The sequence below is a fragment of the Arthrobacter sp. 01L42 genome (assembly GCF_056400005.1).
Genome location: NZ_JBFTSL010000001.1, coordinates 109,770 through 127,500 on the forward strand (window position 1 = coordinate 109,770; position 17,731 = coordinate 127,500).

At 67.3% G+C, this 17,731-nt stretch carries 18 protein-coding genes; 11 read left to right on the top strand and 7 right to left on the bottom strand.

The features are described from left to right. Positions 1–5: 5 nt before the first annotated feature. From rfbA to AC1DN2_RS00450, 6 genes are all read right to left on the bottom strand, one after another. Positions 6–869: a glucose-1-phosphate thymidylyltransferase RfbA gene (gene rfbA / locus AC1DN2_RS00425; protein WP_476848797.1), complete on the bottom strand. Its 864-nt coding sequence runs from the start codon at positions 867–869 to the stop codon at positions 6–8. A 74-nt stretch (positions 870–943) separates the two neighbouring features. Further along, positions 944–1,870, bottom strand: a complete 927-nt coding sequence (locus AC1DN2_RS00430; RefSeq protein WP_476848798.1) for a glycosyltransferase — start codon at positions 1,868–1,870, stop codon at positions 944–946. Further along, positions 1,867–2,754 carry a glycosyltransferase gene (locus AC1DN2_RS00435; RefSeq protein WP_476848799.1) on the bottom strand — a complete coding sequence of 296 codons (888 nt, stop codon included), beginning with the start codon at positions 2,752–2,754 and terminating at the stop codon, positions 1,867–1,869. Before AC1DN2_RS00435 ends, AC1DN2_RS00430 begins: the two co-directional genes overlap by 4 nt. A gap of 9 nt (positions 2,755–2,763) precedes the next feature. Next, positions 2,764–3,138, bottom strand: a complete 375-nt coding sequence (locus AC1DN2_RS00440; protein WP_043435190.1) for a DUF2304 domain-containing protein — start codon at positions 3,136–3,138, stop codon at positions 2,764–2,766. Further along, entirely contained in the window at positions 3,138–3,890 is a 753-nt protein-coding gene (locus tag AC1DN2_RS00445) for a glycosyltransferase family 2 protein (protein WP_476848800.1), read from the bottom strand. The genes AC1DN2_RS00440 and AC1DN2_RS00445 overlap by 1 nt, the downstream gene beginning before the upstream one ends. A gap of 123 nt (positions 3,891–4,013) precedes the next feature. Then, positions 4,014–5,264: a polysaccharide biosynthesis protein gene (locus tag AC1DN2_RS00450; RefSeq protein ID WP_476848801.1), complete on the bottom strand. Its 1,251-nt coding sequence runs from the start codon at positions 5,262–5,264 to the stop codon at positions 4,014–4,016. Positions 5,265–5,361: 97 nt separating this feature from the next. On the opposite strand from AC1DN2_RS00450, the gene AC1DN2_RS00455 reads away from it, so the two are divergent. Genes AC1DN2_RS00455 through AC1DN2_RS00465 form a run of 3 tightly spaced genes read left to right on the top strand, consistent with a single transcriptional unit; the run spans position 5,362 to position 8,560 of the window. Next, positions 5,362–6,117 (top strand): glycosyltransferase family 2 protein, encoded by a 756-nt coding sequence (locus AC1DN2_RS00455; RefSeq protein WP_476848802.1) that lies wholly within the window; start codon positions 5,362–5,364, stop codon positions 6,115–6,117. A gap of 31 nt (positions 6,118–6,148) precedes the next feature. After that, positions 6,149–7,147, top strand: a complete 999-nt coding sequence (gene rfbB / locus AC1DN2_RS00460) for a dTDP-glucose 4,6-dehydratase (RefSeq protein ID WP_476848803.1) — start codon at positions 6,149–6,151, stop codon at positions 7,145–7,147. A gap of 3 nt (positions 7,148–7,150) precedes the next feature. Further along, positions 7,151–8,560 carry a sugar nucleotide-binding protein gene (locus AC1DN2_RS00465; protein WP_476848804.1) on the top strand — a complete coding sequence of 470 codons (1,410 nt, stop codon included), beginning with the start codon at positions 7,151–7,153 and terminating at the stop codon, positions 8,558–8,560. Between the two features lie 105 nt (positions 8,561–8,665). Here AC1DN2_RS00465 and AC1DN2_RS00470 read toward each other — a convergent pair whose 3' ends face one another. Further along, positions 8,666–11,173: a lysozyme gene (locus tag AC1DN2_RS00470; RefSeq protein WP_476848805.1), complete on the bottom strand. Its 2,508-nt coding sequence runs from the start codon at positions 11,171–11,173 to the stop codon at positions 8,666–8,668. A 291-nt stretch (positions 11,174–11,464) separates the two neighbouring features. Here AC1DN2_RS00470 and AC1DN2_RS00475 point away from each other — a divergent pair, with 291 nt between their 5' ends. The 8 genes from AC1DN2_RS00475 (at position 11,465) to prfB (ending at position 17,562) form a co-directional block, all read left to right on the top strand. Then, the gene (locus AC1DN2_RS00475) at positions 11,465–12,688 is read left to right on the top strand and encodes a TadA family conjugal transfer-associated ATPase (RefSeq protein WP_026266742.1); all 1,224 of its coding nucleotides are present in this window, start codon (positions 11,465–11,467) and stop codon (positions 12,686–12,688) included. Next, the gene (locus AC1DN2_RS00480) at positions 12,688–13,542 is read left to right on the top strand and encodes a type II secretion system F family protein (RefSeq protein ID WP_476848806.1); all 855 of its coding nucleotides are present in this window, start codon (positions 12,688–12,690) and stop codon (positions 13,540–13,542) included. Before AC1DN2_RS00475 ends, AC1DN2_RS00480 begins: the two co-directional genes overlap by 1 nt. Then, a complete protein-coding gene (locus AC1DN2_RS00485; protein WP_476848807.1) occupies positions 13,539–14,480 on the top strand; it encodes a type II secretion system F family protein in 942 nt (313 codons plus the stop codon). Before AC1DN2_RS00480 ends, AC1DN2_RS00485 begins: the two co-directional genes overlap by 4 nt. Before the next feature lie 291 nt (positions 14,481–14,771). After that, complete coding sequence (locus tag AC1DN2_RS00490) at positions 14,772–14,975, top strand: hypothetical protein (RefSeq protein ID WP_476849007.1); 204 nt, start codon at positions 14,772–14,774, stop codon at positions 14,973–14,975. 3 nt (positions 14,976–14,978) lie between these two features. Continuing rightward, the gene (locus AC1DN2_RS00495) at positions 14,979–15,404 is read left to right on the top strand and encodes a TadE family protein (protein WP_476848808.1); all 426 of its coding nucleotides are present in this window, start codon (positions 14,979–14,981) and stop codon (positions 15,402–15,404) included. Beyond that, positions 15,385–15,837 carry a hypothetical protein gene (locus AC1DN2_RS00500; protein WP_476848809.1) on the top strand — a complete coding sequence of 151 codons (453 nt, stop codon included), beginning with the start codon at positions 15,385–15,387 and terminating at the stop codon, positions 15,835–15,837. Before AC1DN2_RS00495 ends, AC1DN2_RS00500 begins: the two co-directional genes overlap by 20 nt. Positions 15,838–15,872: 35 nt before the next feature. Then, positions 15,873–16,286 carry a pilus assembly protein TadG-related protein gene (locus AC1DN2_RS00505; protein ID WP_476848810.1) on the top strand — a complete coding sequence of 138 codons (414 nt, stop codon included), beginning with the start codon at positions 15,873–15,875 and terminating at the stop codon, positions 16,284–16,286. Positions 16,287–16,446: 160 nt separating this feature from the next. After that, on the top strand, positions 16,447–17,562 hold the full coding sequence (prfB, locus tag AC1DN2_RS00510; RefSeq protein WP_223916104.1) for a peptide chain release factor 2: 1,116 nt from the start codon (positions 16,447–16,449) through the stop codon (positions 17,560–17,562). Positions 17,563–17,731 lie beyond the last annotated feature (169 nt).

The following is a 17,731-nucleotide window of genomic DNA, read 5'->3' on the forward strand; positions in this document are numbered from 1 at the left end:
GAGGGTTACGGCTCCAGGAGTCCGAGGAGGTACGCGCCGTACCCGCTCTTGACCAGCGGCTCGGCGCGCTGGCGGAGTTCATCGTCGCTCAGGAAGCCCTGGCGCCAGGCGATCTCCTCCGGGGCGCCGATCTTCAGGCCCTGCCGGTTCTCGACCGTCCGAATGAAGTTCGACGCGTCGTTGAGGTCATTAAAGGTTCCGGTGTCCAGCCAGGCCGTGCCGCGGGGCAGGATTTCGACGCGGAGCTTGCCCCTTTCGAGGTAGGTCCGGTTGACGTCGGTGATTTCCAGCTCGCCGCGGGGCGAGGGCTTCAGGTCCTTGGCGATCCCGACGACGTCGTTGTCGTAGAAGTACAGGCCGGGCACGGCGTAGTGGGACTTGGGCCGCTCCGGCTTTTCCTCCAGCGAGACGGCCTGGCCGGCGTCGTCGAACTCCACGACACCGTAGGCTTTGGGGTTCTTGACCCAGTAGCCGAAGACGGCACCGCCGTCGATGTTTTCATGCTTGCGGAGCTGGGTTCCCATCCCCTGGCCGTAGAAGATGTTGTCACCCAGCACCAGGGCAACAGTCTCGTTGCCGATGTGCTCCTCGCCGAGGATGAAGGCCTGCGCCAGTCCGTCGGGGGTGGCCTGCTGGACGTAGCTGAGGTTGACGCCGAACTGCGAACCGTCGCCGAGGAGGCGCTTGAACTGCTCGGCGTCATGCGGGGTGGTGATGATCAGGATGTCCCGGATGCCGGCCAGGATCAGCGTCGACAGCGGGTAGTAGATCATCGGCTTGTCGTATACCGGGACGAGCTGCTTGCTGATGCCGTGGGTGATGGGATGGAGACGAGAACCGGTCCCGCCGGCAAGAATTATTCCGCGCATGGTATACATACTCTCCTACCGGTCTGCACTCGGCCAAACCCGTGGAGGGCCTGCCGGTCGCGTGCCCGGTGGTGTCAGACCGAATGCCGGCGCCCGGTACGTCCGCGGAGGCCGTCGGCGGTGCCGCGGACCGCTGAGCCGAGCCGGGCGGTGCGGCCGGGCGCCAGCAGGGTCACGATCAGCAGATGCCGCAGATCGCCCCACATCCCGCCGGCCACCCAGGCGGGATACCGGCCCGCGTACCTGCGGCCCGTGACGAGGCGGTTCCTGAAGATGTAGTAGTAGCGCCAGGTCGCGGCGGTGCGCACCTGCAGCGGGCGGCCGCCCGCCGGGACGGGCCGGCCAAACACCTTGGCCTCCACCATCGTTCCCAGGGAGTGGTCGAACTCCGCCTCCGCGAGGACGGTGGGCAGGCCCGCGGCGAGTGCGCGGTAATAGTACTCGGTGTCGACCAGGTCGATGAAGAGCTCTTCCCAGAACCCGCCAAGGGCGTCCAGCGTGCCGGCCGGGATCAGGAGGCCCGACTGGATCGGCTCCCGGCCCAGGGCGACGCCGTTCCGGGACCCGGCGCGCAGCACCGGGTTTCCGTGGATCCTGGACGGGGAGATGAGGCCGGGCTCGACGCCGGCGGCCCGCGCGTCCGCGGCGGCACGGCGCAGCGCCTGCACATAACCCGCGGGCAGCAGGGAATCCTGGTCCACGGTCAGGATGTAGTCCGGGTTGCCGTGCCGGCGTGCCGTGCGGATGCCGGCGTTCAGTGCGGCGCCGATGCCGGCGTTCTCCGGAAGGCGCACCACTTCCGCGCCGGCCGCGGCCAGCGCAGCGAAGATCGGCTCGAAGCCGGGGCCGCCGCCGTCGTCAACCACCACGACGGCGTCCACCTGCTCGCGCAGCGATTCGACGTTGCCGATCAGCGCGGCCGTCGGCCGGAACGCGGTGACGACGCCGGTGACGCCGGTGGCAGGGACGGGGGACTCGCCGGTCACGTGGGGTTCGCTCACTTTCCGAAGGAATGCCGCAGGAGGATGCCGAGCGTCCCGGAGGCACTTTGCCGGAGCGTGCCCGCGAGGATCAGGAGGGCGTGCGCACGGGACGTGAGCCGCAGCCGGGCGGCGCGGGCCGCCTTGCGCCAGCCCTTCGCCGTGCACAGCGCCGCGGCCAGGTCGAAGAAGTCGCGCTCACCGGTGAACCGGGACCCGTCGACGAGTTTCGCGGACGACGCGCTGTGAGTGTGCCGGCGGTATTCGAAGCAGATATCCGGGACGATCAGCAGCTCAGCCCCGCCAAGCACCATGTCCATGACGAGGGCGAGATCCTGGATGACGGGGAAACCGTCACGGAAGTCGTAGCCCCGAATCCGGTCGCGGCGGAAGGCCAGGGAGGGCCAGTAGAGCCAGTCGCCGTGCAGGAGGCTGACCGCCAGCCGCTCGCCGCCCACGAGCCGGGACCCGGTGCCGCGCGGTTTGACCAGCCGCTGCTTGACGATGTCCACCAGGGGAACGGAGGGTTTGCCGTCCTCATCGATGATCTGGACGCCGGGCTGGATAATCCAGGCGTCGGGGAATTCGGCGTGGGCGCGAAGCACGACGTCCACGAAGTTCGGCAGCAGAAGGTCGTCGCATCCCATGACCACCAGGACGTCCTGGCTGGCCAGCGAGACGCAGGTCCTGAAGTTCTCGGTGATGCCCTCGTTCTTATCCTTGCGGATATACGTGATCCGGGGATCGTCCGCGGCCTCGACGTAGCGTCTGACGTCGTCGCCAGGGTACGCGTCGTCAACCACCGTCAGGCGCCAGTCCGGGCTGGTCTGGGCCAGGACGCTGTCCACGGCCAGTTTCATGTAGTTAACGTCGCCCCAGTAGGGGATAAAGATGTCCAGTGCCACCGGGGCCTCCTACTTCGTCGTCGGCGTCGCCGGAGCGTCGCCGTCCCGGGAGGACATGTCCTCGACCATGGTCCGGAGGATGGCCACTTCCTCCGCGAGGGTGCGGGTCTCGTCCTCGACCACGGACAGCTCCCAGGACAAGTGCAGGCAGACACCGAGCAGCAGCAGGATGCTGATGATGAACAGCAGATTGGACGGCAGCTGGACGCCGACGCGTTCGGCCACGATTGTCAGCAGGCTCGGAAACGCGGCCAGAACCAGCGTGCCGATGCCCACGAAGAGCCAGAGCGCTGCGTATTTCTCGCGAAGCTTCTTTCGGCGGAGCATCTCGAAGACGACGCCGACGATCGCCAGGGCAAGGAAAAAGGCGGGCCAGTTGCCCATTAGACGGCTCCTTTGGCGGCCAGTGCGGGGTCGGAAATGGTGGACCGCTTGCGGGTCAGCGCGAACATGAGGGCGAAGACGGACCGGCCGAGGTAGACGGCGGACTTGACGGGGTTGTGACTGGGAGTCCCGCCTTGGCGCGGGCGCATTTCCACCGGGACCTGGGTCACCCGGCAGCCGGAGCGGATCGCCACCACCAGGGAGTCGATGGTGTCACCCAGATACTCCGCAGGGTAGTGGTCCAGGTACTGGTTGATGGCGCGCCCGTTCGCGGCCCGGAAGCCGCTGGTCACGTCCGTGAGCCGGGTCTTGGCCAGTCCTGAGATGACCTTGGCGAGTAGCTGCATGGCCCACTTGCGGGGCCCGCTGACCGAATAGTCGCCGCGGTCGGCAAAGCGGGCACCGATGGAGATGTCCGCGTGCTCCAGGCCTGCCAGGACCTCGTGGATATTGCGGGGATCGTGCTGTCCGTCGGCGTCCACCTGGATCACGCGCTGGTAACCGAGGCGCTGGGCGTACTTGAAACCGGCCCTCATGGCACCGCCGACGCCCAGGTTGAACGGCAGCGTCAGGACGGTGGCGCCAGCGTCTTTCGCGACCGTCGCGGTGGCATCCGCCGAGCCATCATTGACCACCAGGACATCGTAGGGCCGGCCGACGCTGAGCACTTCCCGGACGGTATTCCCCACGGACTCGGCTTCGTTCCACGCCGGCATTATGACCAGCACACGGGTCGAGTCAAGAATTTTCATAGTTCTCCAATATATCAACGGCCCGGAGGCGGCTGACGGAGTGGGCGGCGTCCGGCTCGGGATTCGTGATCACCCGGGGGCATGCGGTGTTGACGGCGGCGACCGGCCGCGGGTATCTGGCGATCACGCTGCTGATCCTACCTTCCGGCCCCGGCCGCGGGCGCCCGCTGGCAGGATCCGGAGGGAAGGGCGCAGCAGGCCCAGGAACAGGAGGGCCTCGCTCACTGCCATGCCCAGGGCGATGCCGGGAACGTTGGCCGCCAGCCCGGCCGCCACCATGAGCAGCACGCCGACGACGGCGGAAACCGCGGTCCACATCAGCACCGACTTCTGGCGCTGGGCGGGGATCAGCACATTCCGGATCAGGGGCGTTGATGAGGAGATGAAGAAGAAGGACACCCCGTAGAACAGGCAGGTCAGGGTGTCCGCGCGGACAGCTTCGCCGAACATCACGCCGGAGACCCACGGGCCGAACAGTGTGAGGAAGATCCCGCCCGCGAGCCCCAGGGCCGCGTGGGCAGCCATGGCCGCGAAGTGGCGGCGGCGCGGGTCGGCGGCATCGTGCTCCAGGGTCCAGCCCTGGAACGTGTTGCCGAGCGCCACGATCGTGAAGAGCCCCAGGCGGTAGATGGCGTCCGCCGAGGCGAAACCGGCCGTGGCAGCGGCCGACGGCACCGTAGCGGTGGCGATCGGAACCGGGGACGAGCCGTAGGCGCTTCCCGTGAAGTTGATGCCGGCCGTGCCCGCGGTGGGCACGATCTCCCGCACGACGTTCCGCGGGCTCCGGGGCAGCCAGGTCCGGGGTTCGCCGAACCGGCGGTGGAATGCGATCAATGCCACGAGCGTCGTAAAGACCGAGACCAGCCCGTAGGTCCAGACTTGTCCGGTGAGCAGGATGACCGGGGCGCTGATGATGGCCGCGAAGAAGCGGGGGAGGGTGTCGTAGACGGCGAGGATCCGGGGCTGGCCGGTGCCGATGCCGTACCACGCGGGCGAGAAACCGGTCAGCGCTGTGGCCCAGGCCATGGTGATGGCATCGAGGCGGAAACCCTCCCGGGCCACGAGCGCGACGATCACGCTCATGACGGGCAGCACGACGACCGCGAGCAGGATCCGCGAACGGACGCTCCTGGAATAAAGTGCCGCCCGCAGCGGGAAGGCGCCGGCGCGGGCAATCTCGACCGGGCCGGAGATGTTCCAGCTCCAGAGAATGATGGTCGACGCAAAGATGCCAATGGCCTGGCCGGAGGTGATGCTGGACCAGCCGGCGGCCCCCACGACGCGCGAAACGACCGGGAGGAGCAGGAACGGCAGGACCAGCGCCAGCAGGGGCAACAGGGTGAAGCCTGCAAGCCTGAACAGAACGGGTCTCATGCGGTACGGTCCTCGTGCTGGGGGGGGCTTGACCTAACGATGATACGCGATTGCCCCGCACCGGCCCCTGGCCCAGGAGTCGCCTAGAGTGGTTCGCATGAACGACGAGAATGGCCCCGGCGTGCCGAAGATCAGGGCCAGCGTGTGCATGGCCACCTACAAGGGTGCGGCCTTTGTCCGGGAGCAGATAGCGTCCATCCTCGCCGAGTTGGGTCCCGATGACGAGCTCGTCGTGGTCGATGATGCGTCCCCCGACGAGACTGCCGCGATCGTGGAGGGGATCGATGATCCGCGGATCCGCCTCGTCCGCTCGCCTGTGAACCGGGGGTACGTGCGCAGCTTCGAGGAAGCGATCCGGCTGAGCCGGGGGGAGTACGTGTTCCTGTCCGACCAGGACGATGTCTGGATTCCGGGCCGGCTGGAGCTGATGCTCGCTGCCTTGTCCGGTTCTATGGTGGTCGCCAGCAATTTCGACGTGCTGGGCGGCGGAAACCGGCCCTGGATTCCGCGGCTGAAGTCCGCGGACTCGCGGCGGCACGTGGCAAACTTGTTCGCCATCCTGATCGGGTACCGGGCGTACTACGGCTGCGGCATGGCCTTCCGCCGGGAGGCTGCCCGCTACTTCACCCCGATTCCCGCTTACGTCCGGGAATCACACGATCTCTGGCTGGCCATCTGCGGCAATGTCGCCGGATCGATAACCCACCTTGACGAGTCGACCATTTACCGCCGGATCCACGAATCGAACCAGACGCCTGCCGGCCTGCGGTCGCTGCCCAAGATCGTCGCGGCCCGCGTGATGCTGGTCCGGCTCATGGTCGAAGCCCTCCGGAGGACCCGCCGGCGGGTCTGAGCCGGCAACGGCCTTTCGGTAAGCTGGCCTCATGCAGAAACTCCTCGTCACCGGCGGCGCCGGTTTCATCGGCTCCAATTTCGTCCACTACGTACTGGAGAACACCGACCACCACGTCACGGTCCTCGACAAGCTCACCTACGCGGGCAATGTGGAGTCGCTGGCGGGCCTGCCTGCAGACCGGTTCACGCTGGTGCAGGGCGACATCTGCGACGCCGCCGTGGTGGAGCGCCTGGTTGCCGGGGCCGACGTCGTGGTGCACTACGCCGCGGAATCCCACAACGACAACTCGCTGCACGATCCGCGCCCGTTCCTGGACACCAACATCATCGGCACCTACACCCTGATCGAGGCCGCGCGGAAGCACAATAAGCGCTTCCACCACATCTCCACCGACGAGGTCTACGGCGATCTCGAGCTCGATGACCCGGAGCGGTTCACCGAGAGCACGCCCTACAACCCTTCCAGCCCGTATTCCTCCACCAAAGCGGGCTCGGATCTGCTGGTCCGCGCCTGGGTGCGGTCCTTCGGCCTGCAGGCAACCATCAGCAACTGCTCCAACAACTACGGTCCGTACCAGCATGTGGAGAAGTTCATCCCGCGCCAGATCACCAACGTGATCGACGGCATCCGTCCCAAGCTGTACGGCAAGGGCGAGAACGTCCGTGACTGGATCCACGCCAACGACCACTCGTCCGCTGTCTTGGCGATCATCGCCGAGGGCCGGATCGGGGAGACCTACCTGATCGGCGCCGACGGCGAGAAGAACAACAAGGACGTCGTCGAACTGATCCTCAAGCACATGGGCCAGGCGCCGGACGCGTACGAGCACGTGGTGGACCGGCCCGGCCACGACATGCGGTACGCCATCGACTCCTCCAAGCTGAGCGAGGAACTCGGCTGGAAGCCGCAGTTCTCCAACTTCGAGGCCGGCATCGAGGACACCATCGCCTGGTACCGGAACAACGAGGACTGGTGGCGGCCCCAGAAGGCGGCCACGGAAGCGAAGTACAAGGAACAAGGCCAGTAGATTATGTCGATCGAGTTCTCGAAGAAGCTCACAGCGCACGAAACCCCGATCCCCGGCGTCGTCCTCTACGACCTTCCGGTCCACGGTGACAACCGGGGCTGGTTCAAGGAGAACTGGCAGCGGGAAAAGATGGTGGCGCTTGGCCTGCCCGACTTCCGGCCGGTGCAGAACAACATCTCGTTCAACGAATCCGCCGGCACCACCCGCGGCATCCATGCCGAGCCGTGGGACAAGTTCATCTCCGTGGCCACCGGCAGGATTTTCGGCGCCTGGGTGGACCTGCGCGAAGGCCCGACCTTCGGCGCCGTGTTCACCGCCGAGATGGACCCCAGCCAGGCCATCTTCATTCCCCGCGGGGTGGGGAACGCCTTCCAGACGCTGGAGGACAACACCGCCTACACCTACCTCGTCAACGACCACTGGTCCGCCGACGCCCAGGGCCAGTACACGTTCTTGAACCTCGCCGACGAGACCGCGGCCATCAGCTGGCCGGTGCCGCTGGGCCAGGCCGAGCTCTCGGACAAGGACAAGGCGCACCCGCGCCTGACGGACGTCACGCCGATGCCGCCGAAGAAGGTCCTCGTGGTCGGCGCCAACGGCCAGCTCGGCAAGGCGCTGCGCCGGCAGTACGACGGCGACCCGTCCGTTGAGTTTGCCGGCCGGGGCGAGTTTGACCTCGGCAGCGAGGACGCCTTCGCCGGACGGAACTGGAAGAACTACTCCACGATCATCAACGCCGCGGCCTACACCGCCGTGGATGCCGCCGAGTCGGCCGAGGGCCGGGCGGCCGCCTGGGCAGTCAACGTCACGGCCGTGGCGTGGCTGGCCCGCACCGCCGTCGAACACGACCTCACCCTGGTGCACGTGTCCTCGGACTATGTCTTCGACGGCACGCGCGCCACGCACGACGAATCGGAGCCGGTGGCGCCGCTGGGCGTCTACGGCCAGACCAAAGCCGCGGGCGACGCCGTCGTCAGTGTGGTGCCCCGGCACTACATTGTGCGCACCAGCTGGGTGATCGGTGAGGGCAACAACTTTGTCCGCACCATGGCCTCGCTGGCCGAGCGCGGCATCGAACCGTCGGTGGTTGATGACCAGATCGGGCGGCTGAGCTTCACCGAAGACATCGCCGCCGGCATCCGGCACCTGCTGGAATCGGGCGCCGAGTACGGTGTCTACAACCTCAGCAACGACGGCGAGCAGCAGTCCTGGGCGGACATCGCCGCGGACGTCTACGAACTCTCCGGCAAGCCGCGGGAGGCCGTGACCGGTGTGAGCACCGAGGAGTACTTCAAGGGCAAGGCCGTCTCGCCGCGGCCGCTGAACAGCGCCCTCAACCTGGACAAGATCAAGGCGACCGGGTTCACCGTTCCTTCCGCGGCGGAGCGGCTGAGCGACTACCTCGGTTCCTGATTTAACGGTCTTCAACGGTCAGCCCCAGGCACCACAACGCAGACCGGCCCCCGCATGTGCGGGGGCCGGTCTGCGTTGTGCGTGGTGCGGCGTCAGCCAGGGCCACTAATAGGTGAGCGTTTGGCACCCCAGCAGGGAGTTGTTCAGGCTCAGCATCGAGACCGCGACGCCGTAGGCGCACACCCGGTACTGGCCGCGCTGGGTGATGGGGACCGATGACGTGAAGCCGTGGTTGCCGACCGTGTCGAGAGACCGGTTGACGTCCGGGCGCTTCTGGTCGGCCATGAAGGCGTACCCCTTCCGGATCCCGTCAGGCGAGGTCACGTAGACGTGGTCCGGGATCGATGAGGCCGGGAAGGACGGATCCAGGGTCCAGCCGGATGCCTTGATGGAGGCTTTGCCGCTGGTGACCTGGATCGAGGCCGCATCCAGGTAACCCATGGTGGCGGGGGTCGGGGCCGCGCTGATGGACTTGCAGGCCAGCAGGGTGTTGCCGGCCGTGACCGGGGCGATGCCGATGGCATAGGCGCACACGGTGTACTTCCCGGCACCAGTCAGCGGGACCGAGACCTGGAAACCGTGGTCACCGACCGTCTGCAGCGCGGCGTTGACGTCCGGACGCGGGCGGTTCGCGGTGAAGGCGTAGCCGGGATTGGTTCCGTTGGGCGACTGGACGTAAACGTGCACGGGCACGCTCTTGCCTGGCTGCACCGGATCCAGTGCCCATCCGCTCACCTGGAAGTTCGCGGCGTTGGGCGCCTGGGTGAGGGACACCGAATCGTAGGAGCCGAAGGGTGCGGGGTTGGCCTCGACGTTTGTGGTCTTGCAGGACAGCAGTACGTTGGCGTTGCGCCCGATCCCGTAGACGCACGCACGGTACGATCCCGGAACGGTGGCTTTGACCTGGTAGTCGAATCCGTGGGCCAGCCCCAGGCCGGTGGCGTCCGCGACATCCTTACGGGCGACGTTGGCGCTCATCCGGTACCCTGTGGTTTTCCCGGCCGGGTCGGTGACGTAGGCGTCGGCGTAGCTGGAGGCCGAGGGGTTGGCGAGGTCGGCCGCCCAGCCCTTGAGCTGCAGCGTGACCTTGTCGGCCGTGCGGACCTGGCCGAAGCTGTCGAAGGACCCCGTCGGTGCCTCCACCCCGGTGGCCCGGAGCGACTTGCAGTCCAGGAGCGTGTTGCCGAAGGACCCGATGGCGTAGGCACAGACCTTGTACGTGCCCGAAGTCGTGATCCGGACCGTGCCGTCGAAGCCGTGCAACGGACCGTAGCCCAGGGCCTGGTTAACATCGGGCCGGGGCTGGTTGGCCTGCCAGGCGTAGCCCTTGGTGGTCCCGGACGGATCAGTCACGTAAATGTGGGTCTGGATCGAGGACGATGTTCTGGCCAGGTCTGCCGACCAGCCCCGGGCGCGCAGGGAGACCGCGGCGCCGTCGCGGGTTACGGAGAGGTCGTCGAAGGACCCGGTGGGCAGCGGCGTCCCGGCGAAGCGCTGGAGTGAGGCATAGTCGCCGTTCCAGATATTGGAGTCACCCACGAACGGCCCGGTGCTGCTGTATTGCCACATGCTGAAAACGCTCCAGCTGGAGGGGACGGGTCCGGCGTTGTCCGTGGCGGAGAGCGGGTAGGACGCGACCCACAGCGGGTAGTCGCCGAAACCCGCCGCGTTGGCCGTGCACTGGTTCCACCACGACGTGTTGGTGTAGATGACGGGAAGGCGGCCCGTGAGGGCCCGCATGGTGTTCCCGAAGTCGCGCACCCAGGACGTCAGCTGCGAGGGGGACATGCCGTAGCAGGTGTTGCCGAAGTAGAAGCCGTTGATGGTGCGGCCGGCGTAGGGGTTGAATTCGAAGTCGAGGACCGGGGGCATGGTCCGGCCGTCGGCACTCCAGCCGCCGCCGTTCTGGACGAAGAAGCGTGCCTGGTCGGCTCCCGAGGACCAGTTCGGGATCGCGAAGTGGTAGGCGCCCCGGATCATCCCGACGCTGCGGGCGCCGTCGTACTGGGCGCCGAAGGAATCATTGGTGAAGTAGTTGCCTTCGCTGGCCTTGACGTAGGCGAAGCGCGCCCCCATGTTCCACTGGCTCTGCCAGTTGACGCTGGTCTGGTGGCCGCTGACGTCCAGGCCTTTGACCCCGTACGACGGCGACCACGTGCCCTGCGTGGTAAGCGATTCAATGGCGGCGGACTCGGTGGTCGCCTTCAGAAGTGGCGACGGAGCGCTGACCCGGGCGGAGCGCTGGCCCATCTCGGCGCCACCGGGGCCGACCGCCGCGGCCATGGCCGCCCGGTCCTTGACGCCGCCCGGCGCCGCCGCGGACTGTGCGGCTGCCTGCGTTGCGGTCGGTGCCGGTGCCGCTGCCTGTATTGGGGTCGGTGCCGGGGCGGCCGTGGCGGCCGGGCGGGCCGTTGCGGATGGCGCCGGCACGGTGCTCGTGACCGTCGGCGACGGACTGGCAGGCGGCGTGGCAGACGCCGGGGGCGTGGCCGGCTGCTCGACGGCGGTTGCCGGCGACGGAACGCCGGTGATGGCCAGCAGGGTGGCGGCGAGGAGAATGGCCCCTGCCCGGCGGCATCGGTGGCTGGTGGGGGGATATAGGGTGCGCTTCATGTTCCGCTCCGGGGCAATGGCACGCTGTGGGAGCCGCGCCACACGGTCTCGCGCCCGAGGGGCTACGAAGAGAGCTGGCCGGGCTGAGAGAATGTCTGACTTAACGCGCTCACCCTAACATCGGCCGACATCTGAGACCAGTGATTCAAGTGTTACTAAAGTGAAAGTTGTCATGTTGAAACCAGGCGGTTATCCACATGCACCCACGGCACCCCTTGCCGGGCCGGTTGCCCGCCCTTAGTTTTAACCCCATCGCGCCGGCACAGGGGCGGCAGTCATATGGGGGTCCAGGTGGAGGCTGTACGCATTGTTGAGGATGAGGTCCGTGAGCTGATCCGCCGACGGGGCCTTGACCCCCTGCGGGAGTCCGGCGAAGTCCGGCGCCTGGTCGAAGCGGCGGTCAGCGACTACGACGAACGGGCCCTCCTGGCGCCGTTGCCCCCGCTGGGCCCGTTGGAGTCGGCCCGGAGATTCGTCTTCGACGCTGTGGCGGGCTTTGGTGCGCTCCAGCCGCTCCTGGACGATCCGGGCATCGAGGAAATCTGGCTCAACGCGCCCAATGAAATCTATGTGGCGCGCAACGGCGAATCGGAACTGACCTCCGTTTCGCTGACGGACCAGCAGGTCCGGGACCTTGTGGAACGGATGCTGAAGAGCTCGGGCCGGCGCCTGGACATGTCCTCGCCGTTCGTGGATGCGGCGCTCCCGGACGGCTCCAGGCTGCACGTCGTGATCCCGGACGTCACCCGGCGTCACTGGGCCATCAATATCCGCAAGTTCGTCGTCAAAGCCAGCCGGCTCGAGCACCTGGTGGAGCTGGGAACGCTCACCCCGCAGGCGGCCAGGTTCCTCGGCGCGGCCGTCGCCAGCGGCCTCAACATCCTGGTCTCGGGCGCCACGCAGGCGGGCAAAACCACCATGCTCAACTGCCTCGCCGCCAGCATCGGCACCCGCGAACGGGTCATCACGGTGGAGGAAATCTTTGAACTGCAGCTGCCGCTCCGCGACGTCGTCGGCCTTCAGTGCCGTCAGCCGAACCTGGAGGGGCAAGGGGAGATTCCGCTGCGCCGCCTGGTCAAGGAGGCCCTGCGCATGCGGCCGGACCGGCTGGTGGTCGGGGAAGTCCGGGAGGCCGAAAGCCTGGACATGCTCATCGCTTTGAATTCCGGGCTTCCCGGGATGTGCACCGTGCATGCGAACTCCGCCCATGATGCCGTGACAAAAATCTGCACGCTGCCGCTGCTCGCCGGCGACAACATCTCCAGCGCGTTCGTAGTGCCCACCGTCGCGTCCTGCATCGATCTGGTGGTCCATTGCAGCAGGCACGCCAGCGGGCGCCGACAGGTCACCGAGATCCTGTCCCTGGGCCGCCGGGTGGAAAACGGGATCATCGAGTCATCCATGGTGTTCACGATGTCGGACGGGCAGCTTCTGCCCAAGGCCAACTCCATGCCCGCCGCGGAAAAGTTTGCCCGCTCCGGGTACGACGTCGCGGCGCTGCTGGAGCAGCGGTGATGGCGCCGCTGGTCGGGATGCTGGGCGGCGCAGGCCTCCTGCTGATCTGGTGGTCCGCGTGGGAGAAGCCTGAGAACGTGCGGCGCAGGCCCCGGACCAGCCGGCTTGAGGACCTCCTGCGGTCGGCGGGCATCGAAAAGGTCAGCGCGGCAGGGCTGCTCGCCTCGTGCCTTGGACTCGGGGCCTTCACAACGCTCGCGTTCTTCGCGGTTACCGGGTCTTGGCCGATCTCGGCATGCTTTGGCCTGTTCGGCGGCTGGCTGCCGATGGCGATGGTCCGGTGGCGTGCCAGAAAGCGCACGGCTGTCCTCCGCCAGCTCTGGCCCGACGTCGTTGATCATTTGCGCTCAGCCATCAGGGCCGGCCTGTCGCTGCCGGAGGCCCTTATCCAGCTGGGCGACAAGGGCCCCGTGGAGCTTCGCCACGTGTTTGTGGACTTTGGCTCCGACTACCGGTCGGGAGGCCAATTCGATCCCTCACTCACCCGGCTCAAGGACCGTCTGGCCGATCCCGTGGCGGACCGGATCGTCGAGGCCCTCCGGCTCACCCGGGAGGTGGGCGGTTCGGACCTCGGGAGGCTGCTGGGCACCCTCGCGGAGTTCCTGCGGGAGAGTGCCAGGACCCGGAGTGAGCTGGAGGCAAGGCAATCCTGGACCGTCAACGCCGCACGCCTGGCCGTCGCTGCGCCCTGGATTGTCCTGGTGCTGCTGGCCAGCCGTCCTGAGGCTGTGATGGCGTACAACACCCCGCTCGGCGCTGCCGTCCTTTTGGGCGGCCTTGCCGTCTCCCTGCTGTCCTATGCCATCATGCTGCGTATCGGGGCGCTGCCGGAAGAACAGCGGGTCCTACGATGACCGGCCTGATGGCCGGCGCCACGGTGTGCGGGGCCGTGCTCGGGGCGGGCCTGTGGCTGTTCCTCGTCCGGCTCCCCTTCATGCGCCCAACGACGTTCGTCGAACGTATCGAACCGCAGCTGAGAACCCACAGCCTCGAATCCCGGCTTTTGCGCACCGCCCCGCGGAATGTCACACCGTTTGGGCCGCTCGAACGGATCCTCCGCCCGGCGTTCCGGGACGGTGCCAGGTCCCTGGGCCGGATCAACCTTGGCGCGACGGCGTTAAACCGCAGGCTCGCACGCGCCGGCAGCGCCAAAACAGCCGTGGACTTCCGGGCTGAGCAACTCCTCTGGGCGGCCGGCGGATTCGTCCTCGCCGGCGGCGTTGTGGCGCTCGCCGGCTCGATCGGCCGCTTCAGCCCGTTCGTCGCCGTCGTGGCCGTCGTGGGAAGCGCCGTCGGCGGGTTCCTGCTCCGGGACTACCTGTTGGGCGCGCACATCAAGAAACGGGAGGCGCGGATGATGGCGGAGTTTCCGAGCATCGCCGAACTCATGGCCCTGGCCGTCAGCGCCGGCGAAAGTGCCACCGGTGCCCTGGACCGGGTCTGCCGCAGCGCGCGGGGTGAGCTCTCGCAGGAATTCGGCCGTGTCCTCGCCGAGACCAGGTCCGGCAAGCCCCTCGTGGAAGCCCTCCACGAGTTCTCGTCCAGGACCGATCAAGGGCCGCTGCTCCGTTTCGTGGACGGGATGATCGTGGCCGTCGAACGTGGAACACCCCTCGCCGACGTCCTCCGGGCGCAGGCACAGGATGTCCGGGACACAGCCAAGAGGGAGCTCATGGAGTCCGCCGGCAAGAAGGAAATCGGCATGATGGTGCCGCTTGTCTTTGGCGTCCTTCCGCTCACGGTCATCTTCGCCGTCTTCCCCGGTCTGGCCGCCATCAGTCTCGGACTCTAGGAACCTGGCGAACGACGACGGCGAACGACGACGACGGACAGCCGGCGGCCCGGACAGGACTCAAGAAAAGTCATACGAGGAGGGGACAGGATACGAAGGACGCCCTGCAGCTGGCCGGCCAGCCTGGGCACACGGTGCACGATCTGCCGGCGACACGTCACAAACCATCAGATCCAAAAACAGGACTCCGGAAAAACAGAAAACCAGAAAACAGAGAACCAGAGAACCAGGAAAGAGGACACGGTGAAGAACTTCGGAACCCGGGCGGCATTGGCGGCCTGCGCGCTCAGCATGTTGACCTGGTGGTCTGCTCCGTCGCAAGCGCGGGCGGGGGACCACTCTGACGTGGGAACCGCCCATCCCCAGCGCGGGGACGTCCCCGGCTGGGTCATGATCACCCTCATGTCGGCAGTCCTCGTGGCCGCCCTGCTCGCGCTCGCCGGTCCTGCGCTTGAGGGACTCTTCAACCAGGCCATGGACAAGGTCGGACAGTAGGCAATGGCAGCCCAGGGCGGGGGGACCGGGCGCCAGATCGATAGCGGGGAAAACCGCAAGGGCGTAGAACGGGGCGCTGCAGTGGTGGACTTCGTGCTGATCGGTGCGTTGCTCACCTTGCTCTTCCTCGCGATCGTCCAGCTCACCCTGGTACTTCACGTCCGGAATACGCTGATCGACGCCGCCGCCTCGGGCGCCAGATACGGCACGTTGGCCGACCGCAACGACGGGGACGCCAAGGAACGGACTGTCCAGCTGATCACGGCGGCGCTCAACTCGGATTTCGCGCGGGACGTGGGGACAAGCGAATCGACGTTCCAGGGCATCCGCACACTCGAGGTGACCGTCCGGGCACCCCTGCCGGTCATCGGCTTCATCGGTCCCCGGGGGCTCTTGGAGGTGAAGGGCCATGCGGCCATCCAGCGTTGAACGGCCGGAGCACGGCGCCTCACCGGAACAGGGGAGTGCCGTGGTCGAGTTCGTCTTCCTGTCCGCACTGCTGATGGTGCCGCTGGTGTACTTCATCATCACCGTGGGCCAGATCCAGGGCGGCTCGTTCGCAGTCGTGGGCGCCGCCGACCAGGCCGCCAAGGTCTACGTTGCCCAGCCGGACGCGGCAAGCGGCCGGGCAGCGGCAGAGCAAGCCGTGCTGCTGGCGCTCGCCGATTACGGCCAGCCGGCGGGAAACGCCACCGTCGACACCCGTTGCGAGCCTGCCGATTGTCTGGCTCCCGGCTCGGCGGTGACAGTCACCGTCCGCCTCACCGTTCCCCTGCCGTTTGTGCCGTTCAGCGACGCACTGCATCTGAATGCGAGCCAGCTCAGCGCGTCGGCAACCCAGCTGGTGGGCAGGTTCCGGTGAGGGGCCGGCCCGGGCCCCGCCGGCAGGAGGGGCAGGTGCTGGTGCTGAGCATCGGCTTCGTGTTGATTGCCCTGCTGGTCGCCACCGTCGTGATGGCGGCCTCCAGCGTTTACCTCGAACACAAGAAGCTGCTCTCCGCCGCGGACGGTGCCTCGGTGGCGGCCGCGGACAGTTTCACCCTCGGCCAGCTGGGCAACTCCGGCGGCACACCGTCCGCCGTCCTCAGCGCGGCGAGGGTTCGCAGCGCCGCCGTCGACTATCTGGGCCGCAACGGCGCGTTCGACCGCTTCAGCGCCCTAAGCGTGGCGCCGGCGACGGGCAGCCCGGACGGCGCCACCGCCGTCGTCGTGCTGAGTGCAGCCGTCCACCCGCCGGTGGTGAACTTCCTGGTGCCGGACGGCATCCGGATCGAGGCGACGTCCACGGCCCGGTCCCGCCTCAGCCGGTGAGCTGCTGGCCCGCCACTCCGGTTGCCCTGTCAGTAGATGCTGCCAACCGGGCCGTCAGGCAACCCAAAGTAATAGGGCAACCAGCTATCGGGTGACCCAAAGTGACAGGGCAACCGGCAGGGTCAGGGGGCTAGGACACATAGCGTAGGCTTAAAAAACCATGGCAAACATTGATTTTCCCGCTGAAATCCGCGCGCTGCGGGCCACCTACACGTCCATCGAGAACGTCTCGAACGTCGAGGCGCTCAAGGAAGACATCGCCGAGCTCAGCGAGCGGGCCGGTGAACCCAATCTGTGGGACGACCCCGCCGCGGCGCAGGTCATCACCTCGAAGCTCTCGCACAAGCAGACCGAGCTCGAGCGGCTCAACAAGCTCGTGGCCAGGATCGACGACCTCGAGGTCCTCGTGGAACTCGGCCAGGACGAGGACGACGCCGACTCCATGGCCGACGCCGCCGCGGAACTCGAATCGGTCCGCAAGGCGCTGGCCGACCTTGAAGTCGTCACCCTGCTCTCCGGCGAGTTCGACGAGCGCGAAGCCGTGGTGACCATCCGCGCCGGCGCCGGTGGCGTGGACGCGGCGGACTTCGCAGAAATGCTGCTGCGCATGTACCTGCGCTGGGCCGAACGCCACGGCTACCCGACCACCATCATGGATACCTCCTATGCCGAAGAAGCCGGGCTGAAGTCCGCCACCTTCGAGGTCAAGGCGCCGTACGCCTTCGGCACGCTCAGCGTCGAGGCCGGCACCCACCGCCTGGTCCGGATCAGCCCGTTCGACAACCAGGGCCGCCGCCAGACCTCATTCGCGGCCGTGGAAGTGATCCCGCTGATCGAGCAGACGGACTCCATCGACATCCCGGACAACGAGATCCGCGTGGACGTCTTCCGCTCCTCCGGCCCCGGCGGCCAGTCGGTCAACACCACCGACTCCGCGGTGCGCCTGACCCACATCCCCACCGGCACCGTCGTGTCGATGCAGAACGAAAAATCGCAGCTGCAGAACCGCGCCGCCGCCCTGCGCGTGCTGCAGTCCCGGCTCCTGCTGCTGAAGAAGGAACAGGAGGACGCCGAGAAGAAGGCGTTCGCCGGCGACGTCAAAGCCTCATGGGGCGACCAGATGCGCTCCTACGTCCTGAACCCGTACCAGATGGTCAAGGACCTCCGCACCGAGCACGAGGTCGGCAACACCTCGGCCGTGTTCGACGGCGAAATCGATGACTTCATCGACGCCGGCATCCGCTGGCGGACGGACAACCGCAACGCCGAGAAGTAGGCCCGGCGCCGGGCCGGGCGCCTCCACTGGGAGGTCCCCGACAATCGCGCGACACGCCCCGCCGTTCCGGCGGTTCCGCCGTTACCCGTGCGTATAGTCGAGGGGCCGGAGCTCTACTTCCCCCAAACGAAAGCCCTTGCGCCGGCAGCAGAACCGGGCCCTCGCGGCC

Coding starts and splice junctions, on each gene's coding strand:
- AC1DN2_RS00440 (WP_043435190.1), bottom strand. CDS start 3,138: ATGGGCAACTGGCCCGCCTTTTTCCTTGCCCTGGCGATCGTCGGCGTC.
- rfbA (WP_476848797.1), bottom strand. CDS start 869: ATGCGCGGAATAATTCTTGCCGGCGGGACCGGTTCTCGTCTCCATCCC.
- prfB (WP_223916104.1), top strand. CDS start 16,447: ATGGCAAACATTGATTTTCCCGCTGAAATCCGCGCGCTGCGGGCCACC.
- AC1DN2_RS00485 (WP_476848807.1), top strand. CDS start 13,539: ATGACCGGCCTGATGGCCGGCGCCACGGTGTGCGGGGCCGTGCTCGGG.
- AC1DN2_RS00495 (WP_476848808.1), top strand. CDS start 14,979: ATGGCAGCCCAGGGCGGGGGGACCGGGCGCCAGATCGATAGCGGGGAA.
- AC1DN2_RS00465 (WP_476848804.1), top strand. CDS start 7,151: ATGTCGATCGAGTTCTCGAAGAAGCTCACAGCGCACGAAACCCCGATC.
- AC1DN2_RS00480 (WP_476848806.1), top strand. CDS start 12,688: ATGGCGCCGCTGGTCGGGATGCTGGGCGGCGCAGGCCTCCTGCTGATC.
- rfbB (WP_476848803.1), top strand. CDS start 6,149: ATGCAGAAACTCCTCGTCACCGGCGGCGCCGGTTTCATCGGCTCCAAT.
- AC1DN2_RS00455 (WP_476848802.1), top strand. CDS start 5,362: ATGAACGACGAGAATGGCCCCGGCGTGCCGAAGATCAGGGCCAGCGTG.
- AC1DN2_RS00500 (WP_476848809.1), top strand. CDS start 15,385: ATGCGGCCATCCAGCGTTGAACGGCCGGAGCACGGCGCCTCACCGGAA.
- AC1DN2_RS00445 (WP_476848800.1), bottom strand. CDS start 3,890: ATGAAAATTCTTGACTCGACCCGTGTGCTGGTCATAATGCCGGCGTGG.
- AC1DN2_RS00450 (WP_476848801.1), bottom strand. CDS start 5,264: ATGAGACCCGTTCTGTTCAGGCTTGCAGGCTTCACCCTGTTGCCCCTG.
- AC1DN2_RS00470 (WP_476848805.1), bottom strand. CDS start 11,173: ATGAAGCGCACCCTATATCCCCCCACCAGCCACCGATGCCGCCGGGCA.
- AC1DN2_RS00490 (WP_476849007.1), top strand. CDS start 14,772: ATGTTGACCTGGTGGTCTGCTCCGTCGCAAGCGCGGGCGGGGGACCAC.